This window comes from Fictibacillus nanhaiensis (assembly GCF_049537595.1).
Lineage (GTDB): Bacteria > Bacillota > Bacilli > Bacillales > Fictibacillaceae > Fictibacillus > Fictibacillus nanhaiensis_F.
Window position 1 is genome coordinate 1,398,058 of the sequence record NZ_JBMULM010000001.1, and the last position, 25,106, is coordinate 1,423,163.

35 protein-coding genes and 1 pseudogene are annotated in these 25,106 nt (G+C 36.8%); 32 read left to right on the forward strand and 4 right to left on the reverse strand.

What is annotated here, in order from left to right; all coding sequences use genetic code 11:
• The first annotated feature begins 95 nt into the window (after positions 1-95).
• From ACOZ9X_RS07080 to ACOZ9X_RS07100, 5 genes are all read left to right on the forward strand, one after another.
• Positions 96-926, forward strand: coding sequence for an aminoglycoside adenylyltransferase domain-containing protein (locus ACOZ9X_RS07080; protein WP_423417552.1), 831 nt, complete (start codon positions 96-98; stop codon positions 924-926).
• A gap of 26 nt (positions 927-952) precedes the next feature.
• Complete coding sequence (locus tag ACOZ9X_RS07085; RefSeq protein ID WP_144699638.1) at positions 953-1,261, forward strand: hypothetical protein; 309 nt, start codon at positions 953-955, stop codon at positions 1,259-1,261.
• 84 nt (positions 1,262-1,345) lie between these two features.
• A complete protein-coding gene (locus ACOZ9X_RS07090; protein ID WP_423417553.1) occupies positions 1,346-1,468 on the forward strand; it encodes a hypothetical protein in 123 nt (40 codons plus the stop codon).
• Between the two features lie 15 nt (positions 1,469-1,483).
• Entirely contained in the window at positions 1,484-1,681 is a 198-nt protein-coding gene (locus tag ACOZ9X_RS07095; protein ID WP_423417554.1) for a hypothetical protein, read from the forward strand.
• A 154-nt stretch (positions 1,682-1,835) separates the two neighbouring features.
• Positions 1,836-2,390, forward strand: coding sequence for a GNAT family N-acetyltransferase (locus ACOZ9X_RS07100; RefSeq protein ID WP_423417555.1), 555 nt, complete (start codon positions 1,836-1,838; stop codon positions 2,388-2,390).
• Positions 2,391-2,462: 72 nt separating this feature from the next.
• On the opposite strand, the gene ACOZ9X_RS07105 is transcribed toward ACOZ9X_RS07100, so the two are convergent.
• On the reverse strand, positions 2,463-2,885 hold the full coding sequence (locus ACOZ9X_RS07105) for a hypothetical protein (RefSeq protein WP_423417556.1): 423 nt from the start codon (positions 2,883-2,885) through the stop codon (positions 2,463-2,465).
• Positions 2,886-3,015: 130 nt separating this feature from the next.
• Between ACOZ9X_RS07105 and ACOZ9X_RS07110 the strand changes: the two genes are divergently transcribed.
• The 8 genes from ACOZ9X_RS07110 to ACOZ9X_RS07145 all read left to right on the forward strand — a co-directional run bounded on the left by ACOZ9X_RS07110 (position 3,016) and on the right by ACOZ9X_RS07145 (position 7,876).
• On the forward strand, positions 3,016-3,216 hold the full coding sequence (locus tag ACOZ9X_RS07110) for a hypothetical protein (RefSeq protein ID WP_423417557.1): 201 nt from the start codon (positions 3,016-3,018) through the stop codon (positions 3,214-3,216).
• 15 nt (positions 3,217-3,231) lie between these two features.
• Positions 3,232-3,999 carry a slipin family protein gene (locus ACOZ9X_RS07115; RefSeq protein WP_423417558.1) on the forward strand — a complete coding sequence of 256 codons (768 nt, stop codon included), beginning with the start codon at positions 3,232-3,234 and terminating at the stop codon, positions 3,997-3,999.
• A 117-nt stretch (positions 4,000-4,116) separates the two neighbouring features.
• The gene (locus ACOZ9X_RS07120) at positions 4,117-4,257 is read left to right on the forward strand and encodes a hypothetical protein (protein WP_423417559.1); all 141 of its coding nucleotides are present in this window, start codon (positions 4,117-4,119) and stop codon (positions 4,255-4,257) included.
• 14 nt (positions 4,258-4,271) lie between these two features.
• On the forward strand, positions 4,272-4,766 hold the full coding sequence (locus tag ACOZ9X_RS07125) for a hypothetical protein (protein ID WP_423417560.1): 495 nt from the start codon (positions 4,272-4,274) through the stop codon (positions 4,764-4,766).
• A gap of 88 nt (positions 4,767-4,854) precedes the next feature.
• The gene (locus ACOZ9X_RS07130; protein WP_423417561.1) at positions 4,855-5,715 is read left to right on the forward strand and encodes a phosphotransferase family protein; all 861 of its coding nucleotides are present in this window, start codon (positions 4,855-4,857) and stop codon (positions 5,713-5,715) included.
• Between the two features lie 629 nt (positions 5,716-6,344).
• Positions 6,345-6,794 carry a hypothetical protein gene (locus ACOZ9X_RS07135; protein WP_423417562.1) on the forward strand — a complete coding sequence of 150 codons (450 nt, stop codon included), beginning with the start codon at positions 6,345-6,347 and terminating at the stop codon, positions 6,792-6,794.
• A 578-nt stretch (positions 6,795-7,372) separates the two neighbouring features.
• The gene (locus ACOZ9X_RS07140) at positions 7,373-7,624 is read left to right on the forward strand and encodes a hypothetical protein (RefSeq protein ID WP_423417563.1); all 252 of its coding nucleotides are present in this window, start codon (positions 7,373-7,375) and stop codon (positions 7,622-7,624) included.
• Between the two features lie 39 nt (positions 7,625-7,663).
• Positions 7,664-7,876, forward strand: coding sequence for a cyclase (locus tag ACOZ9X_RS07145; RefSeq protein WP_066395249.1), 213 nt, complete (start codon positions 7,664-7,666; stop codon positions 7,874-7,876).
• 61 nt (positions 7,877-7,937) lie between these two features.
• Here ACOZ9X_RS07145 and ACOZ9X_RS07150 read toward each other — a convergent pair.
• Positions 7,938-8,472 (reverse strand): annotated as a pseudogene (locus tag ACOZ9X_RS07150) (GNAT family N-acetyltransferase).
• Positions 8,473-8,737: 265 nt separating this feature from the next.
• Between ACOZ9X_RS07150 and ACOZ9X_RS07155 the strand changes: the two are divergent.
• From ACOZ9X_RS07155 to ACOZ9X_RS07175, 5 genes are all read left to right on the forward strand, one after another.
• Positions 8,738-9,391, forward strand: a complete 654-nt coding sequence (locus ACOZ9X_RS07155; RefSeq protein ID WP_423417564.1) for a DUF1801 domain-containing protein — start codon at positions 8,738-8,740, stop codon at positions 9,389-9,391.
• 37 nt (positions 9,392-9,428) lie between these two features.
• On the forward strand, positions 9,429-10,277 hold the full coding sequence (locus ACOZ9X_RS07160) for an alpha/beta fold hydrolase (RefSeq protein WP_423417565.1): 849 nt from the start codon (positions 9,429-9,431) through the stop codon (positions 10,275-10,277).
• A gap of 19 nt (positions 10,278-10,296) precedes the next feature.
• Positions 10,297-10,791, forward strand: a complete 495-nt coding sequence (locus ACOZ9X_RS07165) for an HIT family protein (protein WP_423417566.1) — start codon at positions 10,297-10,299, stop codon at positions 10,789-10,791.
• A 12-nt stretch (positions 10,792-10,803) separates the two neighbouring features.
• On the forward strand, positions 10,804-11,427 hold the full coding sequence (locus ACOZ9X_RS07170) for a nucleotidyltransferase domain-containing protein (protein WP_423417567.1): 624 nt from the start codon (positions 10,804-10,806) through the stop codon (positions 11,425-11,427).
• A gap of 195 nt (positions 11,428-11,622) precedes the next feature.
• Positions 11,623-11,901: an NUDIX hydrolase gene (locus ACOZ9X_RS07175; RefSeq protein ID WP_423417568.1), complete on the forward strand. Its 279-nt coding sequence runs from the start codon at positions 11,623-11,625 to the stop codon at positions 11,899-11,901.
• 63 nt (positions 11,902-11,964) lie between these two features.
• On the opposite strand, the gene ACOZ9X_RS07180 is transcribed toward ACOZ9X_RS07175, so the two are convergent.
• Together ACOZ9X_RS07180 and ACOZ9X_RS07185 are read right to left on the reverse strand one after the other, a co-directional pair.
• On the reverse strand, positions 11,965-12,501 hold the full coding sequence (locus tag ACOZ9X_RS07180; RefSeq protein ID WP_423417569.1) for a PadR family transcriptional regulator: 537 nt from the start codon (positions 12,499-12,501) through the stop codon (positions 11,965-11,967).
• Positions 12,498-13,340 carry a sialate O-acetylesterase gene (locus ACOZ9X_RS07185; protein WP_423417570.1) on the reverse strand — a complete coding sequence of 281 codons (843 nt, stop codon included), beginning with the start codon at positions 13,338-13,340 and terminating at the stop codon, positions 12,498-12,500. The genes ACOZ9X_RS07180 and ACOZ9X_RS07185 overlap by 4 nt, the downstream gene beginning before the upstream one ends.
• 228 nt (positions 13,341-13,568) lie before the next feature.
• On the opposite strand from ACOZ9X_RS07185, the gene map reads away from it, so the two are divergent.
• From map to ACOZ9X_RS07255, 14 genes are all read left to right on the forward strand, one after another.
• Positions 13,569-14,309 carry a type I methionyl aminopeptidase gene (map, locus tag ACOZ9X_RS07190; RefSeq protein ID WP_423417571.1) on the forward strand — a complete coding sequence of 247 codons (741 nt, stop codon included), beginning with the start codon at positions 13,569-13,571 and terminating at the stop codon, positions 14,307-14,309.
• Positions 14,310-14,785: 476 nt separating this feature from the next.
• The gene (locus tag ACOZ9X_RS07195; RefSeq protein ID WP_423417572.1) at positions 14,786-16,039 is read left to right on the forward strand and encodes an RNA polymerase sigma factor; all 1,254 of its coding nucleotides are present in this window, start codon (positions 14,786-14,788) and stop codon (positions 16,037-16,039) included.
• Positions 16,040-16,125: 86 nt separating this feature from the next.
• Entirely contained in the window at positions 16,126-16,500 is a 375-nt protein-coding gene (locus ACOZ9X_RS07200; RefSeq protein WP_423417573.1) for a YciI family protein, read from the forward strand.
• Positions 16,501-16,690: 190 nt separating this feature from the next.
• The gene (locus tag ACOZ9X_RS07205) at positions 16,691-17,131 is read left to right on the forward strand and encodes a YybH family protein (protein ID WP_423417574.1); all 441 of its coding nucleotides are present in this window, start codon (positions 16,691-16,693) and stop codon (positions 17,129-17,131) included.
• A 164-nt stretch (positions 17,132-17,295) separates the two neighbouring features.
• On the forward strand, positions 17,296-17,487 hold the full coding sequence (locus ACOZ9X_RS07210) for a hypothetical protein (RefSeq protein ID WP_423417575.1): 192 nt from the start codon (positions 17,296-17,298) through the stop codon (positions 17,485-17,487).
• Between the two features lie 435 nt (positions 17,488-17,922).
• A complete protein-coding gene (locus tag ACOZ9X_RS07215) occupies positions 17,923-18,369 on the forward strand; it encodes a GNAT family N-acetyltransferase (RefSeq protein ID WP_423417576.1) in 447 nt (148 codons plus the stop codon).
• A gap of 175 nt (positions 18,370-18,544) precedes the next feature.
• The gene (locus ACOZ9X_RS07220) at positions 18,545-19,111 is read left to right on the forward strand and encodes a GNAT family N-acetyltransferase (protein WP_423417577.1); all 567 of its coding nucleotides are present in this window, start codon (positions 18,545-18,547) and stop codon (positions 19,109-19,111) included.
• 138 nt (positions 19,112-19,249) lie between these two features.
• Positions 19,250-20,257 (forward strand): hypothetical protein, encoded by a 1,008-nt coding sequence (locus ACOZ9X_RS07225; RefSeq protein ID WP_423417578.1) that lies wholly within the window; start codon positions 19,250-19,252, stop codon positions 20,255-20,257.
• Positions 20,258-20,378: 121 nt separating this feature from the next.
• Positions 20,379-21,209 carry a GNAT family N-acetyltransferase gene (locus tag ACOZ9X_RS07230; RefSeq protein WP_423417579.1) on the forward strand — a complete coding sequence of 277 codons (831 nt, stop codon included), beginning with the start codon at positions 20,379-20,381 and terminating at the stop codon, positions 21,207-21,209.
• A gap of 219 nt (positions 21,210-21,428) precedes the next feature.
• Positions 21,429-21,578: a hypothetical protein gene (locus ACOZ9X_RS07235; RefSeq protein WP_423417580.1), complete on the forward strand. Its 150-nt coding sequence runs from the start codon at positions 21,429-21,431 to the stop codon at positions 21,576-21,578.
• Between the two features lie 243 nt (positions 21,579-21,821).
• Positions 21,822-22,238: an NAD(+)--rifampin ADP-ribosyltransferase gene (gene arr, locus ACOZ9X_RS07240; RefSeq protein ID WP_423417581.1), complete on the forward strand. Its 417-nt coding sequence runs from the start codon at positions 21,822-21,824 to the stop codon at positions 22,236-22,238.
• A gap of 319 nt (positions 22,239-22,557) precedes the next feature.
• Entirely contained in the window at positions 22,558-22,797 is a 240-nt protein-coding gene (locus ACOZ9X_RS07245) for a helix-turn-helix transcriptional regulator (protein ID WP_423417582.1), read from the forward strand.
• On the forward strand, positions 22,787-23,137 hold the full coding sequence (locus ACOZ9X_RS07250; RefSeq protein ID WP_423417583.1) for a DUF2178 domain-containing protein: 351 nt from the start codon (positions 22,787-22,789) through the stop codon (positions 23,135-23,137). Before ACOZ9X_RS07245 ends, ACOZ9X_RS07250 begins: the two co-directional genes overlap by 11 nt.
• Before the next feature lie 354 nt (positions 23,138-23,491).
• Positions 23,492-24,841: a S8 family serine peptidase gene (locus tag ACOZ9X_RS07255; RefSeq protein ID WP_423417584.1), complete on the forward strand. Its 1,350-nt coding sequence runs from the start codon at positions 23,492-23,494 to the stop codon at positions 24,839-24,841.
• The last annotated feature ends 265 nt before the right edge of the window (positions 24,842-25,106 follow it).

Consider the following 25,106-nt stretch of genomic DNA (forward strand, 5'->3'; position numbering starts at 1 on the left):
CAAATGCAATAACAGGGAAAAGATTACTCATGGGCAACTGGATAAATATGCTAAAATATAGGAATACAATGGTTTCATGAAAGAAGGCTAACGGTATGACCCAAACACAAACAAGAAATGAACCAAAACGTATACCTCAAGAGGTAAAGGAAGTATTGAATACTTACTTTGAAAAAATAGAAAAGAAGCTGCCCAACAAGTTAGAGTCACTTTACCTATTCGGCTCTGTTTCCATTGGGGCTTACCAAGAAGGATTAAGTGACATCGACTTTTACGCGGTTACAAAAGAAAAGCTAGCAGAATCAGATGTAGATGTATTGAAAGAGATTCACCATGAGATGAAAAAAGAGTATTCGAAGCCCAGCTTAGATGGCATGTATCTGACACGAGAAGATTTAGAGAGTGAGAATAACGGTAATTCCTCTTGTCCATATTTTAATGAAGGAAAGTTTCAAATATATCGACCTTTTCACCGTAATTGGATCGACGCGTATCAACTTCAGAAATATGGCATCGTCGTTAAAGGACTGCCGATTAAAACATACAATCTATCTGTAGATTGGACAGAATTGAAATCAAACTTGGTCGAGAACATTAACGGTTATTGGCTGAATTGGGTGAGAAATTGTGAGCGTTTTCCGTCTCTTCAATATATAGGATTATACATGAGTGCAAACATGATTGAGTGGGGAGTACTTGGTGTGACTCGTCTTTATTATTCGATAAGAGAAGAAGACATCACCTCAAAAGATGGTGCAGGTGAGTACGCACTCCGAACGGTTCCTGAAAATTATCATCAAATCATACAAGAAGCACTGCGCATCCGAAACGGTAATAAGTTCTCGCGTTACGGCTCGATGAGGAAGAGAAGAAATGATGCACTCAGCTATATGAAGTATATAATTAAAGAATGTAATGATTTGTAAGATTCATAGAAAAGGATGGGACGAAAATGGCGAAATTAGTGTTTAAGAGAGACAGTCAGTTTATGAACAAGATGAGAAAGTTTGATATCTACTTGAACGAGAGCAAGACAGAACAGATCAAGGACGGAGAAACGAAACAACTGGACGTAGCACCTGGCGAGTATATCGTGAAGATGCAGATCGACTGGGTAGAGAGCGCAACGCACAAGATTCAGATCGGTGCCGATGACACGGTTCATTTTCAGTGTGGAAGCCGATTGAAGGGCATGAAGATCTTGAAAGCTTCTTCTGCCATGAACACGGTGGATGAGTACATATATTTGGAAAAGAAGTAAGGTGAATGATCCAGCTTTGTATTTAGAAAAAGACATCCTCACATTCGCGTCAAACATCGGAACTGAGATCGAGGTGGACCTTTTATGAACTGGAACTGGAATGAGACTATAATTAATCTCCAGTATTCGTATGAAAATTTGAAACAGCTGTTAAATGATTTCTTTGAGAATAAGAGTGAGTATTCTCAATACGAACTTGCGAAATAGTGCGATAACTTAGCGATGACGTGGGATGAAAAAGATCTTGACGAAAAAGGAGATCTTACCTTCTTCATAACCAGAGGTATCGAGTGTCAGTGGGATTTATACTTAGTCAATACGTATACATTTAAACAATTAAAAGCATTAGATTTGAATACAGTATCTATGCCTGAAGATTGGTTGCAGGCTTCAGAAGATGAAAGTTGGAGTATGGATTGAATAGATTTATTGTTGGTTTCAGCTGGATGATGAAGGGATATTTCAAATGAGAAGATATCTATTTTCTATTGGTTGGGCACTAATCGCAATTGGTTTGTTCATTTACTGGTACATGACAAAATAGCGGTTGAATCGATGTGTATGAGGTGTATAAATGATTAACTATTCAGGAACACCCGTAATAGAAACAGAACGATTACTTCTTCGTCCTTTGAAACAATCTGATACTCAAAGCATATTTGACCATTGGCTTTCAGACGAACGGGTGGCAGACAATCGAGTGAACGCAGCTCACACGAGCATCGCTCAAACAGAAGAGCGTGTGAAAAAGATTGTGAGTCAGTATGAAAATAATGAATTTTGTTATTGGGGAATCGAGTTGAAAGATACAGGTGAACTGATTGGAGAAATTGATATTTACGATTTTGATAGCTCGACAGATAACTGCGAGGTAAGTTATTCGCTTGGATTCAAGTGGTGGAATCATGGATATGGAACCGAGGCGCTACAAGCTGTTGTAGAGTTTGGCTTTAATCAGATGAACATCCATAAGATCTCAGCTGCACATAACACCGACAATCCTGCTTCTGGCAGGATTATGGCCAAAGTAGGAATGAAACAAGAAGGCGTAATCCGGCACATGATTCGCAATGCCAAGAATCAGTATAAGGACTGTGCGGTGTATGGGATACTTCGAGATGAAAATTAAGGATTACAAGAGGTAGTTAATAGGAAGAATGGAAAAGCACATCACGTTAAATGATGTGCCCATTACATATTATTAATCACTAATTGCAGTACCTGTAAAGCTTTCAGGACCAATACGAACTGTGCCTAAAAGATTGGAAGAGACAAACATAGTGTAAGTTAATTCTATACCATCAGGAGGATTAAAGTCAGAAGCATTGAAGGAAATTACTTGCGGCGCTAGAACATCTAAATTAAATGTCTGAGTGGCTGAGAATACTAATTCATCTGTTGGAAGTGTGCCTCTAACAACTGTAATTGTAATACCAAGCAGTGCTAATGGAAGTTGTAATGCAACAGTTCCTTGAAGATCCACTCGAATGTTAGGACCGGCATTCACTGTGCTTAAACCAATCTGTCCAACTAATTGTGGAGTATTAACTACAAGAATAGGAATTGCAATAGAGTTTGCATAACTAGCATTTTGACTAGTTCTTAAATCAAGAAATCGAGTCAAACTATCACCCCCTTTCTAGTACTAGTGTATGACGCTTTTATATAAGTGCTTGTACATGTTAAAAAATAGGTTGATTAGTAAAAATAGTTACTTTTCCTATTAAACAGTTGATATAATGATGTTTGGAGAAATGCAAAGCCACCGTTTAAAATCTTTAAACGGTGTTGCTGATCGGCTTTCTCATCTTGTGGTAACTGGTATACCTTTGTGGAACCAGTTTGGGTTCGAAGCCCTAAACGAAGCCATTCACAGACTTTTAGGATTGAATAATTTTGCAGGTAAGACCTCCATTGTTCTCTCCATGTCTGTTGGGTGGTTTCATATGTATTAAGTAAGGGGAATTAGGATGAAATCATTTTTAGAATATCTTGTAGTCATTGGGTTTGTATCAATTGTTTTTTTTGCCATTCTATCAATCATCAAGAAATTTTTTGCTTCGGTTACAGTGTATGAGTATGAACGTGGAGTTAAGTTTCATCATGGGGCATTTCAGGAGATTATAGGCCCAGGCAAGCATAAGTATTCTCCAGCATCTACAGAGATCACGGTTTTTGACATGAGACCGACGATTTTGCAGCTGAACGGACAAGAGTTATTAACGGCTGATCATCTTAGTGTAAAGATTAGTGTTGCTGTAAAATATCAAATTACTGATCCACAAATTCTGATCTCTGAATATGAAGATTATGAAGAGCATGTGTACATGAACGTGCAGCTCAAACTGCGTGATGTAATATCCTCGCTTGAATTAGACGATCTGTTAGGAAAACGAAATGAAGTGAATGATTCGCTTCAACAACTTCTTGTAGATAATATGTTTGCTGGATTATCCATCCTCTCAGTAGACATAAAAGATATTATGTTATCTGCTGAACTAAAAAAGGCATTCCTTGAAGTGATCAAAGCGAAAAAAGAAGCTCAATCTTCACTGGAGAGAGCACGTGGAGAAGCAGCAACGTTAAGAAGTCTGGCGAATACAGCTAAAATGCTGGAGAATAACCCAGAACTAGCAAAACTTCGCATGATAAAGACGATCGAGAACGCGAAAGGCAATACGTTTGTGATTGATATGGGAAATGGTGATCATAGTTTAAAAGAGCAATCCAACGCGTAACAACGAACGTGCATTTCTTCTAGAAGGAGAAGTGCACTTTTTTATGGAAAGAGTTAGTTGGAGAGGGCGATATACATACCGAAAGTAGCAATAGATGGAAAAGGCTGGTGTTGAAATATGATCGTTTTGATCGGATTGGGATTAGCGGTTATCATGATTTTTACTTTGTTAGGCATACGTGGTCAACTTGTTAAAAATAACAAACAGAATGAAGAAGTCTTACGGTTACTAAAAAGGCTTGTAGAATTAAATCAATGAAGCGGTGGTCAGTCATGGAAATTAAAGTACAAGCAGAAATCTATCGTTTAGGACTCTTTATCGAATTCTTTCAAGTGAAAAATGTCATCGAGTGGGCCGACCAATTAATAGAGAAGTTGGATCAGCCGCCTTACGAAATTCTTGAAATCTCGTTATCTTCTAAGTCAACAATAGCTTCTGTATGTTCAAAGTTAACCGATGTAAAAGGAGAGTGTGATGAGGCGCTTCCGATTCAAGAAATTCTGAATCTACTTAATAACGAACTAATTCAAACAAGTGATGTAACGAAAATATGTACATATATGTATCGTCTTGTTGGTCACATTCCCGATAGTTGTGAGGATATGGAAAGGTCGATTATTAATCTCACAGATAGGTGGGATATGGCAGTTGATGGCTACTATGGAGATGTAGAGGAAGTCTGTAATGAGATCTATGAATTTCTAAAAGAATTTGAGTCATTAGAAAAGGGACTCTTTTATGATGGACAAGCTACCTCAACCAAGTGATACTAGATGATTCAAGACATATGCTACAAATTGAGCAGTGTAGAATTGTTCAGCAACTTAACAACTTAAGAGACTATAGGAGAGAATCATGGATATTCAAGAGATTATCAGCAAATTAAACAAAGAAAATAAACTGAGCTCAGAAATTACTGTATACAAGCCATTGTCTGGTGGTACCGTTAGCGAATTGTATCTCCTACAAACTTCAGGTGGGGAAAAGTATGCCTTAAAAGTAAATAATCCGAAAATCATTCAATCAGAGGTTCTATACCTTAGAAGTTATAGTCACGTGGAGATCTTGCCTGATCTTCAATTTGTTGAAGATACAAATAAATACTTTGTCTATTCGTTTATTGAAGGATCAACCACGTACAACAGAGGAAATAAAAGAGAAATACTTGAAAGCTTGGTTCATGGGCTTATCAATCACTATAAGATGGCAACTGCTTTTACTGGTTGGGGATGGGCAGATGAACCGACACTTTCTTGGGATTCTTTTCTGAAGAATAAAACAGAAGAAGCGAGGCTGATCATAGATACATACGTAGAAAAAGACGATCATCATCTTGTGTTTGACCTTATTAAGAAGCAAAAGGAAAGTAAGACAAGACCTTATTTGCTGCATGGAGATTTAGGAGTACATAATTTTATTTTTGCTAACGGACAGCTAACGGGAATAATTGACCCTTGTCCAGTAATCGGAGATCCCCTGTATGATTTAATTTATGCATTCTGTTCTTCACCAGATGACTTAACGAAAGAAACGTTAGATGCCGCTGTAAATTGTTTGAGTGTAGGGGGTAATCATGAAACCTCGGCAATATATGAAAACGTGCTAATTGGCTTATATCATAGGTTGGCAACATGTAAGAAACATCATCCGAACGATTTTGAAGAATACGTAAAAGCCTGGCATTACTGGAAAGAGATACAGGTTAAGTCTCTATAGGAAGTGAAATTTTGAGGGTTAACAAATAATGGGTTAAGATTAACAAGTTTAAAAAGTGAGATAGGGTGGGACTCAATGCTTTGCAGGGTGACGAGAGGGATGAGTAAGTTCCCTCATGGTACTCAAATGATTCTAGATCATGTGGGACATATGCTGCATATTGAGCAGCGTAAAAAGGTTCAACTACTTGTTGAAGGATGGCTAATGAATAATTAACGATTATTCCGAAATTGTTTTGCAACTCCACTAATCAAATAGAATAGCCCCATAACAAGAGGAACATGTACAGGAATTTTAATAGTGGAGTTATTATTAATGATAGCAACGTACAAAGTGACTAGTATTGCTGTAATAGGGAACGAAATCCACCAGATACGTATTTTATAGGTAATATAGCCAGTCGTGAATGATAAGAGCAATAATGTTGATGTGAGTAACGACCAATTAGTTATGGAGAGAAAGGGAAAAAGAAATAAACAGAAAATGAAATATACACATACTACATACAATGCTTGTTTCAAAGTAAACTCTCCGATCTCTTCAAATTTGTTTTTTGAAATTGAGTGAAACCAAATACATTTTGTAAACGACTAAAAGTAAAAACAATGATTTATATAGGGGGAGTAAGAATGGGTAAAAAAAGGGTCGTACCTCTTGTTCTTACATTTTTACTGATTTCAGGTTTCTTTACGTACTACATCATGAACGCGAAACCACCAACAGCAAGTGCGAAAACAGAAAAAAACCGAACGATTCCTACGATGCAAAGCACATATTGTTGGGATGGATTTTTAAGTGGTGAATGTGTAGATTATGCTGAACCATTTATGATGAATGAAATAAAACCTGTTACCGTCTCACCAGGTGAGAAAATTACCATAACGTATAATCGCAAACCTATTAAAGTATCAAAAGAAGTTAGTTTGTGGACTAAAGGGAAATCAGATTCTAAAACTGCTACTTTACTAAATGGAAATATTTTCGTTGCTCCCAGCGAAAGTGGTACTTATGCTGTTAGTTCGCACGGGACTTGGAAAAGAGGATCTTCCTCACAAGTATTCTTTATTAAAGTTAGATAGAGTAAAACAAAAAAAGTAACCCACCAACTATTTGCTATGGATGGGTTACTTGTGTCGATCTTTATCGTTATTATTTCTTCTTCCTTTTTTCCATTTCTTTTTTAACTAAAGGAACAACTTTGTCTTTAATACCTCTTTGCACTTTTGGATTGCTTAGAACTTTCTTAATTTGTTCTTTCATCAATCATGCCCCCTATAATCGTGATAATCTTGTCATTCCCCTTTTCATATAGCAATTAAACGCGTATGTAGGCATGGAAAAATATGAAAAGCCGCCCCGAAAGGCAGCTTTTGTATTAACCGATTCGCTTTTTGTTTTTCTTGCTCTTACGTGCTTTTTTGCAAGCCAATAAGCCATCTAAAATACTAATGAAACTTCTCACAGAAGACACCCCCATCTATCTCATGTTGAGAAAAGAATAAGAATTCAAGTATCCCTATTCTCTATATCATATGCCAAGCTTGTCTTATTGGTTTGGACAATTGGTGAATCAAGTAAAAATCACTGGAGAAGGATTATCTCATTGTCTATAGAAAGTAGTGCTATATGCTTTTGTTGAAAAGTAGAGGTGCTCTCGATGGATGAAGATCTTCTTAAAGTGAAACAGCGTAATGATAAGCGGATAGAAGAATACGATGGCCAGATTCAAAATAACCCTCCATTTAACGATGTCATGGTTCATTATGAAAAGATCGAAGGCTATTCCACTCAGAATCTGTCCAAAGTGAACATGAAAGGCTTTCCCTTGCCAGTCCGCCTTCTTGGGTACTTCTTCATTGGAACGATGGGTGTAGGTAATGATTATGGTTCTACTTTTAACCCTGTTTAAATAAATCATAATGAAATACTAAGGTGAGGTGTTCTCATTTTGGATAAACGCGTTCAATTCGACTTTGAAATCGATTTTTCGAATGGTGGAGGATTACAGGGACAAGAATTCCGTCTCGATCTGCATGGTGATGATATTTCGGATGAAGAGCTGGCAAAGTATATTGTTGAGGACATGAGGTTGTTGATGGTTGGGGAAGTCAGGATTCTAAATAAGAAAATTATTGAGGAAAAGCATAAACGAAAGTCGTGATATGAGCAAAAGGGTGTCCTTTACTGCATAGCAGATTTGGACACCCTTCACTTTTGTAATCTTATTTTGAAAATGCTTCCGAATATTGAACGACACCATTCACATAAGCTAAAGCATTATCCGTTAACTCAAGCGCCATAAAGACTTCATCAGGTACATCAAAAGGAGCTTGAATTCCCCATGTGCTAGCCCTTTTGAATCCAAACTTCGGATAATAATGTTGATGACCTAGCACGATGACGGACTGATAGCCCAACGCCTTGGCAGCTGATAGCGCAGCTTTAATGAGTTGACTCCCAATCCCTTTATTTTGATACTCATGAATAACCGATATAGGTGCGAGCGCAAGGGATTCAACGGTTTGCTTCTCATTAATAATCTTAATCTTTGAAAGCAGAATATGACCGATGATCTCTTGTTTGCTATTTTCAGCAACAAAAAGAAAGTTCAGGTATAAATGCTTCTGACTTCCTAATACGGTTTACTAGAAGGTGTTCTTTCTTATCACTGAACTCCTCAAATTCAAATGCACTTCTAATGACTTCTTCTGTTTTCTTATAATCTTCCGTGCGTTCGACGGGAATTTTTAAATCCATTTATAGTCTCCTCATCTTTTCTTATTACGCTTATTTTCTATAAATGGCACCTTCTTCATAGAGAAGAAGGTTTACTTACCCAGCTCTAAACATAAGTTGTTCAAACAAAAACCTCCATATGAAATATGTTCTATCGTATTAAGTTTCTGATCTCCCGTCAACATTAGAAAATGGTTCATGAAGTTAGCTTTTACAAAAGGAAATATTGTGTTTTCATAGAAATGATAGATGTTGATGAATTGTAGAACGTTGTGGGGGTTAAACGATGTCAAAAGATATGTTAAATCCGAAAGTAGATGAGTTTTTGAAAGATGCAAAATCGTGGAGGGAAGAGTTTGAGCAGTTACGAAGAATCGTGTTAGACTGCGGCCTCTCCGAAGACTTTAAGTGGATGCACCCATGCTACACGTTAAACGGAAAGAATATCGTTCTAATACATGGATTCAAAAAATATTGTGCTTTACTGTTTCATAAGGGTGTTCTGTTGAAAGACGAAAAGAAGATCTTGATCCAACAAACAGAGAATGTTCAATCAGCGCGTCAAATTCGATTTACGAATGTTCAAGACATATTAGATATGGAAAGCACGCTTAAGGCTTACATTCATGAAGCGATTGAAGTAGAAAAATCAGGATTAACAGTGCAATTGAAGAAAACAGCCGATTACTCAATACCCGTTGAATTTCAGGATAAAATGGACGAGATCTCTGATTTGAAAGAAGCTTTTGAAGCTTTAACGCCTGGAAGACAAAAAGCGTATATCCGGTATTTTGCTGAAGCCAAACAGTCTAAAACTCGCGAGGCTCGTATTGAAAAATATATGGACCAGATCCTTGATGGAAAAGGGTTAAATGATTGTACATGCGGCTTATCCAAACGTATGCCAAATTGCGATGGCTCACATAAAAGTATCCAATAAATAGGTTATGATCCGTGAAGTAAAAGGAGCAAACGATATGTCTAAGTGGAAGACAAGATTAGTATCTACAGCAAGAGGAACCTTTGAAGTATTTATTAAAGGTAAGGGGCGGCCGTTCTGTGTAACTCATCACTATTCGGAGTTTAATGATTCTGGTGATTACTTTGCGGACTCTTTTACCGATCGTTATAAGGTGTATCTTGTTAACCTGAAAGAATCGGGAAACTCTACTAAAATAACTTATCCTCATGAGTTGAGCATGTTTGATGCGGTATATGATCTAGAAGCGATTAGAGAAGCATTAGGTATATCAACTTGGACGTATGGTGGACACTCAACAGGAGGTATGATCGGATTGTTGTATGGTATCCACTTTTCTGCAAGCCTGTCCTCTCTCATTATCGTCGGATCAGCAGCGAGAAAATATGCGAATTCTTCTCCTGCGTGTATCTATCATGGGGAACATCCGAAGTTTAATCTCATGCAGGAGCTTATTGAAGCGCTTAAGGATCCCCATTTGTCTCCAGTCGAAAAGGCTAGGATTTCAAAAGAAAGAACAAAGCTTTCACTACATAAGCCAGAGAAGTATGACGAGTATTTTTCTTTACCTATTTCGAAAAAAATGTCTGCATCTCGTATGAATTTCTTTATTAGAGAAGAAATGATTTTCGATGTTACAAGGCAACTACGTAACATAATGACACCTACATTAATAATGGGTGGAGAGCATGATGTACAGTGTCCAATCTCGTTTTCGGAGGAAATAAAAGAAGGAATTCCGCATTCCACCTTCGTTCGTTTCAATGAAAGTAATCACTATCCATTTCTTGAGGAAGCACAGTTGTTTAAAATGGAAATTCAGCAGTTTATGAATAAGATTTTGTAAGAATTGTTAGGAGAGAGTTATGTATTCACATATGCCACCTAATTATACGTGTCCTTTTTGTTTAGTAGTACAAGGATTCGAGGACCCCAACAACAAATTGGTTCAAAGCAAGCAACAAGATATTGTTTATCAGGATGAGCATGTGACCGCACTCGTCGCAACGTTATGGTGGCCGAACAACAAAGGTCATGTGATCATCATCCCGAATGGTCACTATGAGAATATTTTTGATCTGCCACTCGATATTGCTGCTCACATCCATAAGATTGCTCAGCAAGTATCTTATGCTCTTAAAGAATGCTACAAGTGTGATGGAATCTCTACAAGACAGCATAACGAACCAGGTGGGAGTCAAGATGTATGGCATTATCACCTTCATGTGTATCCACGTTATTTTAACGATAATCTTTATCTTACACATGGCAGTCTTAGTGATTCAGAGGAACGTGCACGTTATGCAGCAAAACTTAGAGCTTGGTTCCAAGCAAAGACATACATAAAACAAAGGATATAAAGGATGTCATTCATGAATACACATACCGAGTTAAAAGAGATTGAAGCTTATCTATTGGAGAAATACGATTGCCACACCATCATTTTGTACGGATCGTACAATCGTGGAGATTTTACAGAAGAGAGCGATGTAGATCTCATCTGCTTTTCAGAGTCCGTTGCCGAAGATACGAATGATGTTGAGTTTATTGCTGGAAAGCAGCTAGATGCGTGGATTTATCCCACAGAAAAAATGAAGCAGTCTGAACCATTTCTGCGGGTACTTAAAGGAGAAATTTGGGTCAACAAAAAAGGCTTAGCAGAAGAGTTTTTAGCTAACATCCAAAGCACTTATGAGCAAGGTCCGAAACAATTAACTGATGATGAAAAAGTCTTCCTGAAAAGTTGGCTTAAAAAGATGCAGGTGAGATCGGCAAAGAATGACTTAGAAGGCAATTATCGATTTCATTGGATGTTAAAAGATAGTTTGGAAATCTATTTTGAATTAAAAGGTGAGTGGTTCCTTGGGCCAAAGGTTTCCTTTGGGTGGTTGAAAGATAACGATCCTAAGGCGTATGATCTTTTTAACCGTGCGCTATCAACAGATTCAATGGGTAAAAGTTCTGAAGAATTAATAGATTACCTTTGTGAGTTGTAAAAGTGTGAGAGCAGATAACGAGTTTAGGAATCCTAACGGGTATGAGTTAGTGGATTTTATTTACGTGACGGAAGATAAGCTTGAGCATTTCTGTCCACTTTCTGGATCCTTTGCTGTAATTAAATGTGAGGGCAAATTCCTTATGGGCTATAACTCTTTACGGCGGCAGTGGGAGTTGCGGGGGGAAAGAGAGAAGTGGGTGAAACACCAAAAGAATGTGCTGTTAGAGAACTATTTGAGGAAACGGGACAAAGGGTTACAGAACTGAGTTTACTAGGTTTGGTTCGTTCAAAACATGTAGTGGATGGATCTTTTAAACGAAACCCTGTGTATTTTTCTGAGGTCGCACAGCTTCAACCGTTTTTAGAAAATGCTGAAACTACAAATATCGCACTTTGGGATTTGGAAGAACAGATTGGTAGAGTGGATGCACTAGACATGAGAATACTAGAGTGTATGACTGGAAGAAGATGATTTCTCATGGTTAGCCTACTAAAAATCACCCATCATTTTATCGATGGGTGATTTTGTTTTAATTTATATTGTAGCCTCTATGTCTGCCTTAATATCTTGGAACCATTTTAAGTTCACTAAATGGTGAGATCGAGAATTTTCGTTCATACGGCGAAAATAATCAATCTTGCCAGGTAATTCTTTTGTGTTAGCTAAGTATTCATCAAGAAGAGCAATTCTGGCTTCAGTTTGATCAATCTGGGATTGGATACATTCCAATAATTTATTGTTATCGAATACATCTGCAAATAGTAAAGTCCCATAGAACGGTAATTTTACATACTCGGATTTCGTTCCATATTTGGTCATTAACTTATCAAATTCTTCTATTCCTGAAGACGTGATTTTAAAGGTATGAACTTCACGACTGTTGTTCGGACGTATTTCGTGTGTTTGTTCAATCAAACCTTTTTCTTCAAGTTGTTGCAAATTATAATAAAATGATCCTTTCGTAAAGTTAACGATATATTGATAATGTCGTTTTTCCATTAAACTTAATAGTTCGTATCCATGAGCGCCAGGGTTTTGTATCAGTAAGCCAAGGATCAGTAAGGGAATCAAGATTGCATGACCTCCGCCATTTTTGCTTCAAACTCAGCGTATGTGATTTTCCCTAGAGCTAAATTCATACTGTAAATATACATTTGTTCGGTTTTCGAATAGTTATTGTTGATTTTTAATGATTGATTCTCATCCGGAAGCGGCTCTAAGATATGACACTTTTTCGAAAATGCTTCAAAATAACGAAAACCGAATTTTCGTTGGGAAACAGCGTTCAAATGAATACCATCCGGATTGGAAGATAGACCTTCTGCCGATACAAAATAACAATTTTGCTGCTCATGAGCAAATCGCCGTAATTGTTTATTGATCTCTTGAAACTCTGATGAGTACTTTCCGAAACCTGTTTTTCCTAAGAAATCGCCAAGCTCACCAATCATTAATGGGACATGTTGAAGGTTTAATTCTTTACGTAAAGTTTCAATGATCAGAGATAGCTTTTCATAATACGTTTCATGTAGAGAATTATGGCTATCACTTTCACCTTGATGCCAAAGTATGCCACAGATTTGACTGGTTTCAAGAGCAAATCGAGCTTCAGACAAGGCATGTTGAAATAGAGTACCTTGTGGATGCCAATCGTCTAAGGAACTGCCACCTTCTGCACAAGGTATCAAACCAATCTCATCATCCGGGTTGGCTTTCGAACACACCTCTGCAAAGGATGCTGCTAGACTTACTCCAGCAACAGGACGGTCATAATTAATTGGCTCAGTCATCATTTGCCACTGTCCGTTGCGCAGCATTTTTATTTTTTCATTATAGATAGGGTCTACCTCATGCAAGAATCCACGACCTGCCATATTTGATTGCCCTAACATTAAAAAAGATTTAATCATTTCATCTTCATTCCTTTACATAATAGTCTAATTAGACTTAAATATTATCATAGAGTCTAATTAGACTATCGTCAACTTGCTATTGTAATTATATCTATATAGAACTGTGTTATAAACCGTAAAAGTCAGTAACAATTAATTTACATGAGTATAATTTTTTGAGAAAGTAGAGGTACTATAAATAATATGTAGTAAATGTTGATAAAAAATAATGAGGTAGGATAAAAAATGATTGCAAAAACAGAAGAAGATTTTAGTGGTTTGAAGGAAATCGGCAGAATTATTGCCTCGATTAGAGATGAATTAGTACAAAGGACAATTCCGGGCATAACGACCAAAGAACTTGATGATATAGCCGGAGAACTTTTAGAAAAAGCAGGTGCAGTTTCAGCTCCAAAAGGTGAATATGACTTTCCTGGCTATACGTGTATAAGTCTTAATGATGAAGTGGCTCATGGTATTCCAGGTCATCGGGTTATTAAAGAAGGGGATCTTGTAAATATAGATGTATCTGCTTCAAAAAATGGTTATTTCGCTGATACTGGAATCTCTTTTGTAGTAGGACAAGGGGACGAAGTATTAACTAGATTATGCGATGTTGCGAAAAAGGCATTTGAAGCAGGTCTTAAGAAAGCTAAACCCGGTTCCAAAAAAAGCAGAATCGGAAAAGCAGTATATGAAACAGCGAAACAGCATGGATTCACAGTTATCAAAAACCTTACCGGACATGGTGTGGGACGAAGAATACACGAAGAACCAGACCATATATTAAACTATAATGACCCATGGGATCATGAATTATTAAAGGATGGGATGGTTATCGCATTCGAACCATTTATTTCAACATATGAAGAAGAAGTATTTCAAAAAGAAGACGGCTGGACCTATGCTACTGAAGAAAGCTATGTGGCACAAATAGAACATACAATTATCCTTACTAAAGATGGCCCGATTATTATCACACTTTAATTCAACCAATGGAAGTTCTAGAATAATTTTTTGAAAAATATTTGATGTATAAAATCTGTATAGAAAGTATGTTAGCTTACAACTAAAAATGCACCATCAACACACTGTTATTCGAAATTAACAGTGTGTTTTTTTAGGGACTTTTCCATATTTGGGACCTATTGTTAATAAACGGTAGGTAATCTCATTTAGAACATTATTAATTGCCATAATTGATAAAAATGTTGAAAGGTTGTCTTTTCCTTCACTTTCGACATCCGTATTTTCATTGATGAGGGAGGATATATTTGAATAAAGCTCATGTATATAAATAACGGAAAACAATGGATGCGTTTTTCCTTAAAGGAAAACGCAACTTTTTATTGAAATAAAGAGCAGGTTATGAAAAAAATTTAAAAAACGATGTCGAAATAATCATTTTTCATTCGTTGTCTATATAAAGGATTGAATCTATTGGAGAAAGGAGGAACAAACATATGAAGGAGTTTTTCATCCACCACCAGATAGAGTCGGTTTGGAAGACAGAATCAGCCAAAATAATTGCTAACATAACTCGGATGGTGAGAGATCTGAGTATGGCGGAAGATCTTGCACAAGACACATTGATCATAGCGCTTGAACGGTGGCCGGTCTCTGGTATTCCGGATAACCCTGGTGCATGGCTTATGATTGTGGCTAAAAGAAAAGCCATCGACCTACTTCGTCGTAAAAAACTACTTGATCAAAAATATGAACAAATAGCTTATGAAGTAAACACACAGTATGAACCTAACTGGGCTGATGATATCGACGAGGATATTGGAGATAATCTGCTCCGGTTGATGTTCATGACATGTCATCGGGTATTATCCAAAAATGCCCGTGTGGCTCTTACACTAAGATTACTTGGGGGACTAACAACAGAAGAGATCGCGCATGCGTTTCTTGTACCCGAATCGACTATTGCTCAGCGAATTGTGAGGGCAAAACGAACACTTGCTGCGTCCAAAGTCCCTTTTGAGATTCCTCACAAGTCAGCGTTTACGGAACGACTTTCTTCTGTGCTTGAAGTGATATATCTTATGTTCAACGAAGGGTACTCCGCATCCTCAGGTGATAATCTGATAAGAACGAATCTTTGTAATGAAGCATTAAGAATGGGAAGAACTTTAGCAGAATTCATTTCCATCGAATCAGAAGTTCACGGTCTTGTTGCGCTAATGGAGATACAAGCATCTCGATTTAAAGCGCGTACGAATACTGATGGTGAAATGATCTTGATACTGGATCAAAACCGAGCGTTGTGGAATCAGGAACATATCACCCGAGGTATTGCCTCCCTAAAAAAAGCAGAAGACTTGGGAGGAACACTTGGAATGTATGCTTTACAAGCATCAATAGCTGCCTGCCATGCTAAAGCGAGCTCACCTGAAAAAACAAATTGGGAGCAAATTATTGCTTTATATGATGCACTCGCAGAAGTTGCTCCTTCTCCAGTCGTTGAACTGAATCGGGCAATTGCTGTATCGATGGCTTATGGAACAGAAGCTGGGTTGGAGATTGTTGAGTCACTACTTTTAGTTCCGGTGTTGAAGAACTATCATCTGCTTCCGAGTGTAAAGGGTAATTTTCTCCTAAAGCTAGGAAGAAAGAGGGAAGCCTTTATTGAATATCAGCGTGCTGCTTTGTTAACACAAAATGTACGGGAACAGAAATTTCTATTAAAACAGGCTAAAGATTGTATGGAATAAAAAACTTTACTATTTAGTCGATTTTTCAGTTTGCTAATCGTTGTATAAATAGATACAAAAATCTGAGTGATCTAGGAGAGATGATAATGATATTTTTATGTATGGGCTATTTTAACCCTGAAAAAATGGATGCACGCCCAAGAGCAGAGATTGATGCCGTTATGAGTGAATGCCAGCCTGTCGTTGAGAACTTTTATAAAAGCGGTAATGTGTTGATTGATGCCGGTCTGGAGTCAGAGACCAAAAGCTTACGCCGAGTGAACGGTAAGGTAATCGTTACAGATGGTCCTTTTACAGAAACAAAAGAGATGATCGGCAGCATATTCATTTTTGAAGCAGAAAGCATGGATGAGGCGATCCAGCTAGCCTCTCTTCATCCGACAACACAAATCAGCAGAGGGGAAGAGTTTGGCTGGCGCATCGAAATCCGTCCTGTTCATTACTTTAAGAATGATAAATGAGTTATCCTAAAGAGGGTGATCCCTAGTAATCAATAAAAATATAATTTAGTGGGAAGCAAAGCTCTTAATATGATAGAAGATACTTTCTAACTTATCGAATAGACTAACTTTTTATTAGAGAATTTAAGGATTTAGTTAATTTTTATATTTTAAAATAAACGAACTAACTTTTTATAAAGGAGATGACTTTATGACGATTGGTGTTAGTATCGTTCAGGACGTACTTGAAAATTACAAATGTGCCGTTAATGAAAAAGATGCCGAGAAATTCCTTTCTACCTATGCTGCCGATGTACATATTTATGATTGCTGGGGGAACTGGGATTGCAAGGGTATTTCTTCATGGAGAGAAAAAGTGATAGAGTGGTTTAATGGTTTGAGTGAAGACGGAAATTTACTAAAAGTAGATTTTAATGATTTAACGATTGAGGAAAGCACTAATGTTGCATTTGTTCATTGTGCTGTTTCGTACACTGCATATAGTGAAAAATCTGGAGAGAAACTTCGTCAAATGACTAACCGTTTTACATTTGGCTTAAAAAAAGTAAATGAGTCTTGGCTCATAACACACGAACACTCATCATTACCAATAGATATGCAAACTGGAAAAGGTATGTTCAACCTAAAATAATAGAGGTAGAGATAGCTGGGGTAAAAATAAGTAAAATGGGCTGCGTTGATCTGAGAAGGATTAACGCCTTTTTTTATGGAACTTATTAAACAATCGAGCAGGATTGTTGAACAAGTCATAATAATTACTAAGAGAAATAATAGGGAATATGGGTGTGATTCAAAATGGATAACTGGAGAAATAACGCAATTTGGTTTGAGCAAATACCAGATAATCTACATGCTTCCTTAAACTCAAAGGAAGATAATTTAAATGAGATGCAGCTTGAAAACATTGATTATTTAACACTTTGGCACTATAAAAAGAATAAGCTAGGGATGATGTTTGGAAGAAGACAGGGGACATTATCATGTTAGTATTCTTACTTCATATTTTGATAAGTTTTATGGTGTTAGGAATAACATTGATTCCAGCTCAAATAGTTGAATTTAAAAGAAGTACTTTAAATAACATAGTTGCTATAATTGGATTATCAGGCATTTTTTTCGTGGGTACAGGGATTTTCATTGGGATTGGAGAGTCTTTACATACTTATATTTATATAGCATTGATTTTACAATTATTTATCCTATGTCTATTCTATTTACTCTACTGCCTTTTTAAAAAAGTTGGATATTCAAATATAATAAATAGTTGCTCCAATTTCTTAGTCATAATTAGTTATTTAACTTATGCTTACTATATTATAGGGAGCTTTTTATATTAATGGGTGCATTTATAATAGATTCAAAGAGAACAAAAAGGATTATTGATTAGGTTTTGAAATGAACATATAGTCAATTGGAGAGATTATGATGGCTGAAACAATTGTACCAATGACACTTGATAGATTAGAACAATGTATTGAATTATATATAAAAGTCTTTAACAAAGAACCTTGGAATGAGACTTGGACATATCGAAATGCTAAAGAAAGATTAACGGATTTAATACATACGCCTAAATGTCTTGGCTATTTTTTATATGAAAACGATGCTTTAATTGGATTCATTGCCGGAAATAGTAAACAATCGTATGCAGGATTAACTTTTTATTTAGCGGAATTTTGTATTAGTAATCAAATCCAAGGCAAAGGTTACGGTTCGAAATTGCTTCGGTATTTAGAAGATGAATTAAAGAAAAGAGACATTTCAAGCCTTTATTTATTAACAGCTAATGGTGGACTTGCAGAAGCGTTTTATCTCAAAAATAATTACACAATAAATGAGAATAGGATCGTTATAAAGAAGGATTTATAATTTGTTTACGATACTTACTTCTTTAGAGGGTAAGTTTTGAGGTCATCTTAATTCAATGAAGTAAGATTCTTAGAATGTTGTGTTGCTTTATCTATCATTATTTCATTAGTATTTGTCTTTGATTGAGGGTGATAAGCATATACAGATTAGACATTGATCAAGGAGAGAGAATCCTATGAACCCATTATTAATAGATATTCCTTTGCAAATGAATACGAAAAGGTTAATTCTTCGAGCACCTCTTCAATCTGGGGACGAAGAAATTGTGTACGAAGCAATTAAAGATTCATTTAATGAGTTAAAAGCGTGGCTATCACTTTTTCAAGAAATTCCTACTATTGAAGAAACAGATATTTTATTAAAAAATGCTCACATCAATTTTTTAAAAAGAGAAAGTTTTCGCTTCCTAATCTTTGAAAAAGGTGAAGGTAAGGACTTTATCGGAACTGCGAGCCTTCATAGGTTTGACTGGGACATTCCAAAATGTGAAATAGGATACTGGATCAATACAAAGTTTAGCGGTAATGGCTATATGACCGAAGCCGTAAAGGAGTTAATCGACTTTGGGTTTAATCACTTTGCATTGAAGAGAATGGAAATAAGATGTGAATCAAGAAACGTAAAAAGCCGCTTTATACCTGAAAAACTTGGTTTTACACATGAAGGTACGTTAAGGAATGATGATCTATCCGCAGACGGCAGTAGGCTGACAGATACTTGTATATACTCTAAAATAAACTAACCATGCTTTGAAACCGGTGCATTTCTTCAAGAAGAAGAGGTGCTTTTTTATTGATCTAATGGAATTACGGTATTAGGAACTGAAATAATTAATAAATATGAAGTGAAGTCAGTCAAACCGTGTAGAGGTGATGATAAGGTGAATATAAGTTCCGAGAAGGAGCAATTAAGACTGTTGAAGTTGCGTAGGCTTAGTGGCAATGGTGCTGCAATAGCCATCACTCCTTATCTGCTGATAAAAATCGTATGGACGATCGGTCTCTTTCTGCCCAATGAGGAAATGGGAGATCTTAACTGGCGTATTATAAACGCAGTTACAGCAGTTCTCGCTGCAATTGGAATTCTGCTTGCAATGGCTTTCTCCAGACCATGGGGTGAGAGGCTTCCTGCATGGTTGGTTGCCCTTCCCATATGGGTGGGTACAGGTTTATTGGTTCCGATGGTGTTGATAGCCCCCATTCTTGGCCCTGCAGCTATGATTCGAGATCAAGAAACGGGTGCAGCAGGCTTCTGGATATATGAACAAATATTCGTCATGATCTCACTTATCGGAATCGGAATCTTACTCCCGCTTGCCTTGGCGGGTTATGCAAAGTCACGATGGCCTGAAGCCCTGAGGGGGACTACCTATTATAAAGAGTTGCCTGGTCATACACGACATTTGCAGATAACCTTAGCTAGAATTATCGCGGTTGGTTGTGTCTTGTTAGGCGTTGTTAAGATTTATTGGGCAATAGGTGGCACTTACGCGATCAATTCATCAAATATTGGTGGACGTGATGTATGGTGGCATTTGCTGACACTTAGCATGGGCGTCTGGTCCTTAATAGGTGCATGGGGAATCCTAGTGATTGTAACTAGACGTGGATCGAAGAAGTTTCTACTCCCGATGGCAGCTGCCTGGATTTCATCAGGAGGTTTATTTTCTAACAACCTTTATTCAGCTCTATCATCCGTTCGATTGGGTGCACCAATCTCACCAGAGTATCCATTAGCCTGGTTGTTGACCACCCAGCTAGGTATCATCTTAGGTGTAGGAATGGGGATGATAATCATGCTAGTACTGCACGAGCGTCGTCGAGCATTTCAAGAAATATCCCACAAGATGATCAATCACCAAGAGGATTATGAGAATAACATTAATTAAGTAGTTCTAGAATAGTTACATGTTATTCCAAGTTTGAGTACATTTCTTTAGGAAAAGGAATGTACTCTTTTTTATTGAATGTATAAAGGCTTGTACTTAACTCGTAATAAAGGAGACAACTATGTTAACAAAACAACAACTTCAAGATATAAAAAAATTACAAAAAGAGTGTGAGGTTCATGGTGATATTCAGCTTAAACTGAACTGGAATATGCTAGAGGATAGTGAATCAAATCAACTAGATTTTCTTCACTATGAAAACGACGAACTCATTGCATTTCTTGGACTGTATCCTTTTGGTTCTACAGTCGAAGTTTGCGGCATGGTGAAACCAAGTGATCGACGTAAGGGACATTTTCATAATTTGTTTAAAAAAGGTATGGAATCAGCTAAACAATGCGGATATCAAAAAATCTTGTTAAATGCCCCCGCTGGTTCAAGGGCAGCAAAAGAGTTTTTGCTTACAATAGGTGCTGAATATGCATTTTCAGAAAATCAAATGGTGTGGGAAGAAAAACCCATACAACCCGTAGAAGGAATCACACTTCGACAAGCAAAAGAAGAAGATTTAGACATGTCAATTCGTATATCGATAGAAGCATTCGGAATGACTCAAGAAGATGCCACATTAATGGAACGTTCATTTAGAAAAGAAAAAAGCACGGATATGCTAATGATCGATGTGAACGAAAGAACAGTAGGAAAAATACGTGTCTCACGAAAGGATGGAGAAGCGTGGATTTATGGCTTTTCCATTTTACCAGAGCATCAGGGGAAAGGTATTGGCAGGAAAGTGTTACGCCAGGTTATAAACGAACATAGTTCAGCAGGGTATTCGGTACACATAGAGGTAGAAACAAAAAATGACAATGCCCTTGGCTTATATCAAGCAGTAGGGTTCAGAGTAGTCCATTCACAGAATTATTATATGTATGTAATGTGTAATAAATAGTGAATACAGGCTTTTTGCTAATTTGGTTCATCACATAGGAAAGAGGTAAAGATGAAAAAATTCAGTTTGTTGTAGCTTGATTGTTGTATAAACTGTTTTTTAGCTAAATGAGACACCATAACACAGTTGATTTGTTCAACAAATAATTATAAGGTTTCTTTTAGCAAACTAAGGTATAGTATATAAGATGAATTGAAGATGAAAAAGAAGGTGAACATTTTGGGAAAATATCAATTGGATGACAAAGCTCAGGTAGCCGTTACAAAGTTTCATGAGAAACAGACGCCTGCCAGATTTGATAAAAAGAAGCATCTTGAAAAACTACGCGCGGAGTTTTTAAAAAAGAAGCAAAAACAAACAAATAAATAATAATAATGAAAACATAGGAAGATTATATGCTTCCTATGTTTTTTATTATATGTATTTTTGGGAATCTTCTGTAGAATCGTGATTTCTCTAACAAGGGTAATACTATGTCAGCGTCTTAAAAACGCAATATCATTCTTTCTACTTTAATTATACTCCGAATGCTAGATAAATAATAGACTACTCTTTCTAGGATTTTCCTTATATACTGTTGTAAACAAATCAAAAAAATAGAGGTGTCTAAGGATGAATGATAAAAAAGAAGTCTTAGATAAGGGTCCTTTCTTTCATGGTACTAAAGCAGAACTGAAGATTGGAGACTTGTTAGAACCTTTATATCTATCCAATTATCAAGACAAAAAATCTAACTATATCTACTTCACTGCTACATTAGATGCTGCTAAATGGGGTGCTGAATTGGCACAATCTCAATCGAAAGAGAGAATCTATATCGTAGAGCCTCAAGGTGAATTTGAAAACGACCCGAACTTGACCGATAAAAGATTCCCCGGAAACCCAACAAGATCCTACAGATCCAAATCTCCTTTGAGAATCATCGCTGAATTAAAATCATGGGAAAGGCATTCGGAGCAAGAAATCAATCAGATGCTTACTCACTTGAAAACTTTAACTGAACAAGGTCAGAATGTGATATACGATTAAATCTTTTTCCGATACCTTTGGATTATAAAAAGGGTAATCTAAATCAATTTAAGTATCAGGATTTTCAGAAGTGTTGTTTCTTAAAAAACTGTAGCAGTAGAAGTTTTAATCACAGTTTATTCAAGTATTAAGTGTATTCAAGCATTGATTACGAAATTTTCTAACCTTACGAGATGATCATTTCGTAAGGTTTTTTTCATTTAACACACAAATTGAGTTAAGGTATATCATTTTAATTTATAAGTATTTATTTAAAAAGTATAAGTTCACTTTACTTTTTGTAATAAATTAATTATAATAAAGTTCAAGAGGTGATGTCATGAAGAAAGATTTTGGTGATTCCATTTCAAATAAGGTTTATGAATATCGTGTACTTGCCAGATTGTCGCAGCAAGAATTAGCAGAAAAAGTCGGGGTCTCCAAACAAACCATTTTTGTCATGGAAAAGGGAAATTATGTACCCACTCTGTTGTTAGCTTTTCGAATTGCCGAATTCTTTGAAGTGAATGTAAACGATATTTTTACTTATATGAAAGGAAATGATGAAAATGGAAATTAAGTCGATTTCAGATATCCCTGGTGCAGCTTTTTACCCTTTAAAGTCATGGGCGGAACAGTCTACTGATAATTGGAACATTCTCTTAGGAATTGGTTTTTTATTGTTAATGGTCAGTATTGTTTTAGCCTATGTGTTTTATAAGAAGATGGGGAATGAAGATGAACGAACAAAAAACATTTATCTGAAGAGCAGCTACTTTATGCTGCTGACGATCATTCTATGTGACATCGTTTTTCCTACTGAATATATGGTGAACATATTCTTCTTATACAAATACGCGTTAGCCATTTTAGCATGTGGAATTTATTTAGCCGTTCAATATAAAAGGGATTTCTCGTAAAAATACTGTTTTAATTATACCAAAGCGTAACGAATCCAGAGGACATTACAGGGCTAATGTTAGCTGACAAATAGATTAGATAATATGATGATTTTTATATGATGCTGATAAATACTTTTTAAATGAATTGACAACTTTCGAAGATGAGAAGGTTGTCTTTATTTTGCTAAAAAACCAATAAAGTTTGATTATGATTTTAACCATTTAAAGGAACTGTATCGACTTTAGAGGGACTTTTGTAGTGGGTAATAGGAATTATTGTTTGAGAAATATAAAAAATATTCTGAAAATGAATTGTAAATATATGAAAAATAATTATAATCAAATATAGAATATAAGAGAGGAATGATCTTCATGAAAAGTAAATTTATAGCTAGTGCACTTGCGCTAACACTTGGGGCATCTGTCGTATTTAGTGGGAGCCCTTTCTCTGCTAAGGCGGAAGTTGGTCAAGAGAAGAAATACATAGTTATTTTCAAGGACCAAGCAAAGTTGCCAACAGGTTTCGGTACTGAGATTTCTCGAGCTGGCGGTCAAATTGAAGCAAGATTGGACAAGTTAGGTGCGGTTGAGGTCGTTTCTACTAATCCAAACTTCCTATCTCAAATTAAAAAATCGAGCACAGTGCTTGATGCAGGGGTCCAAAACATTGTGCAGCCGGATACAGCTGCAATTGAAGCAGATGCATTGGTGACGGAAGTTGGATCAGGTGCAGATTTGTACGAAAGGTTACAATGGGACATTAAGCAAGTGACAAACAACGGAGCGTCTTGGAACCTTCCGGGCGGCACTGGGAAATCAGTCGATGGAAATGACATCGTAGTAGGAGTTATTGATACAGGAATCGATTATACCCATCCTGATTTAAAGGATAACTACGCTTACGGCAAATCATTCGTACCAGGATATGATGATGCAATGGACCAAAACGGACACGGCACACACGTTGCAGGATCAATTGCAGCTAAAGGTCGTACGATGGGAGTAGGTCCTGATCTGAAAGTTGCAGCTTACCGTGTATTCGGTCCTACAGGCGGAGCGGAAACGGCTAACATTGCTGAAGCACTAATGGCAGCAGCAGACGACAATGTGGATGTAGTAAACATGTCACTAGGAGGCTATGACTGGTTCCAGAATCCAGATTATGCTACAAAGGAAACAGTAGCTGATGTTCATTTGTTTAACAGAGCGATTCAATATGCGATCCAACAAGGTGTTACAGTAGTCGGTTCTGCTGGAAACAATGCCCTAGACATCAGCTCTCCAGGAAAGTTATCTGGAGATGATAATGGTGCAACTCACCGCAGTCCGAGCAGCCAATCCATGATTAGAGTGTCTGCAGGTGGACAAGCTAAGAACTTAGCATTCTACTCCAACTATGGTGTTGGGAAAATTGATGTAATGGCACCAGGTGGAGATCTCGGTCCTAATTATGACCCTGCAACTGGAGCAGGTCGAGACAACACGTATCTTTGCTTAGCTACAATCCCTGGTGGTGGATACGGTTATAAAGCAGGTACGTCAATGGCAGCACCAAAAACAGCGGCACTTGCAGGAGTTATTATCGCACAGCACGGTAAAGATGAGCTTTCACCAGCACAAGTCAAGCACATCATTCAGTCTTCTTCAGACGATGTTTTCAAACGTGGTTATGATGGTGAAGCAGGATTTGGCTTAATAAATGCGGTTAACGCGTTACAATAAAACAGTTGATTTATGAAGAACGAAGCTATCTGGATAGTTTCGTTCTTCTTTTTGTTTAAATAATCTTCAATAGGCACTCAGCCCAATTAGACATTATGGAAATTCATTAATTTATAGCTGTAATCTCATCTGTATTGGAATATTTTCCAATATAACTTAGGGGTGGAGAAAGATGATTAAGTAAACATGACAACCACAATATGGGGAAAACTCGGTACATTAGAAATTTTCTAATATAGATACTGAATATTTAGATTCAGTTAAA

What these genes read in the sequence shown, in the direction of transcription:
- ACOZ9X_RS07230 (WP_423417579.1), top strand. Translation starts at nt 20,379, where the DNA reads ATGTTAACAAAACAACAACTTCAAGATATAAAAAAATTACAAAAAGAG.
- ACOZ9X_RS07185 (WP_423417570.1), bottom strand. Translation starts at nt 13,340, where the DNA reads ATGATTAAATCTTTTTTAATGTTAGGGCAATCAAATATGGCAGGTCGT.
- ACOZ9X_RS07160 (WP_423417565.1), top strand. Translation starts at nt 9,429, where the DNA reads ATGTCTAAGTGGAAGACAAGATTAGTATCTACAGCAAGAGGAACCTTT.
- ACOZ9X_RS07165 (WP_423417566.1), top strand. Translation starts at nt 10,297, where the DNA reads ATGTATTCACATATGCCACCTAATTATACGTGTCCTTTTTGTTTAGTA.
- ACOZ9X_RS07135 (WP_423417562.1), top strand. Translation starts at nt 6,345, where the DNA reads ATGGGTAAAAAAAGGGTCGTACCTCTTGTTCTTACATTTTTACTGATT.
- map (WP_423417571.1), top strand. Translation starts at nt 13,569, where the DNA reads ATGATTGCAAAAACAGAAGAAGATTTTAGTGGTTTGAAGGAAATCGGC.
- ACOZ9X_RS07255 (WP_423417584.1), top strand. Translation starts at nt 23,492, where the DNA reads ATGAAAAGTAAATTTATAGCTAGTGCACTTGCGCTAACACTTGGGGCA.
- ACOZ9X_RS07140 (WP_423417563.1), top strand. Translation starts at nt 7,373, where the DNA reads ATGGATGAAGATCTTCTTAAAGTGAAACAGCGTAATGATAAGCGGATA.
- ACOZ9X_RS07115 (WP_423417558.1), top strand. Translation starts at nt 3,232, where the DNA reads ATGAAATCATTTTTAGAATATCTTGTAGTCATTGGGTTTGTATCAATT.
- ACOZ9X_RS07120 (WP_423417559.1), top strand. Translation starts at nt 4,117, where the DNA reads ATGATCGTTTTGATCGGATTGGGATTAGCGGTTATCATGATTTTTACT.
- ACOZ9X_RS07200 (WP_423417573.1), top strand. Translation starts at nt 16,126, where the DNA reads ATGATATTTTTATGTATGGGCTATTTTAACCCTGAAAAAATGGATGCA.
- ACOZ9X_RS07125 (WP_423417560.1), top strand. Translation starts at nt 4,272, where the DNA reads ATGGAAATTAAAGTACAAGCAGAAATCTATCGTTTAGGACTCTTTATC.
- ACOZ9X_RS07250 (WP_423417583.1), top strand. Translation starts at nt 22,787, where the DNA reads ATGGAAATTAAGTCGATTTCAGATATCCCTGGTGCAGCTTTTTACCCT.
- ACOZ9X_RS07245 (WP_423417582.1), top strand. Translation starts at nt 22,558, where the DNA reads ATGAAGAAAGATTTTGGTGATTCCATTTCAAATAAGGTTTATGAATAT.
- ACOZ9X_RS07095 (WP_423417554.1), top strand. Translation starts at nt 1,484, where the DNA reads ATGACGTGGGATGAAAAAGATCTTGACGAAAAAGGAGATCTTACCTTC.
- ACOZ9X_RS07205 (WP_423417574.1), top strand. Translation starts at nt 16,691, where the DNA reads ATGACGATTGGTGTTAGTATCGTTCAGGACGTACTTGAAAATTACAAA.
- ACOZ9X_RS07155 (WP_423417564.1), top strand. Translation starts at nt 8,738, where the DNA reads ATGTCAAAAGATATGTTAAATCCGAAAGTAGATGAGTTTTTGAAAGAT.
- ACOZ9X_RS07080 (WP_423417552.1), top strand. Translation starts at nt 96, where the DNA reads ATGACCCAAACACAAACAAGAAATGAACCAAAACGTATACCTCAAGAG.
- ACOZ9X_RS07220 (WP_423417577.1), top strand. Translation starts at nt 18,545, where the DNA reads ATGAACCCATTATTAATAGATATTCCTTTGCAAATGAATACGAAAAGG.
- ACOZ9X_RS07215 (WP_423417576.1), top strand. Translation starts at nt 17,923, where the DNA reads ATGATGGCTGAAACAATTGTACCAATGACACTTGATAGATTAGAACAA.
- ACOZ9X_RS07085 (WP_144699638.1), top strand. Translation starts at nt 953, where the DNA reads ATGGCGAAATTAGTGTTTAAGAGAGACAGTCAGTTTATGAACAAGATG.
- arr (WP_423417581.1), top strand. Translation starts at nt 21,822, where the DNA reads ATGAATGATAAAAAAGAAGTCTTAGATAAGGGTCCTTTCTTTCATGGT.
- ACOZ9X_RS07110 (WP_423417557.1), top strand. Translation starts at nt 3,016, where the DNA reads ATGCAAAGCCACCGTTTAAAATCTTTAAACGGTGTTGCTGATCGGCTT.
- ACOZ9X_RS07195 (WP_423417572.1), top strand. Translation starts at nt 14,786, where the DNA reads ATGAAGGAGTTTTTCATCCACCACCAGATAGAGTCGGTTTGGAAGACA.
- ACOZ9X_RS07130 (WP_423417561.1), top strand. Translation starts at nt 4,855, where the DNA reads ATGGATATTCAAGAGATTATCAGCAAATTAAACAAAGAAAATAAACTG.
- ACOZ9X_RS07090 (WP_423417553.1), top strand. Translation starts at nt 1,346, where the DNA reads ATGAACTGGAACTGGAATGAGACTATAATTAATCTCCAGTATTCGTAT.
- ACOZ9X_RS07170 (WP_423417567.1), top strand. Translation starts at nt 10,804, where the DNA reads ATGAATACACATACCGAGTTAAAAGAGATTGAAGCTTATCTATTGGAG.
- ACOZ9X_RS07100 (WP_423417555.1), top strand. Translation starts at nt 1,836, where the DNA reads ATGATTAACTATTCAGGAACACCCGTAATAGAAACAGAACGATTACTT.
- ACOZ9X_RS07210 (WP_423417575.1), top strand. Translation starts at nt 17,296, where the DNA reads ATGGATAACTGGAGAAATAACGCAATTTGGTTTGAGCAAATACCAGAT.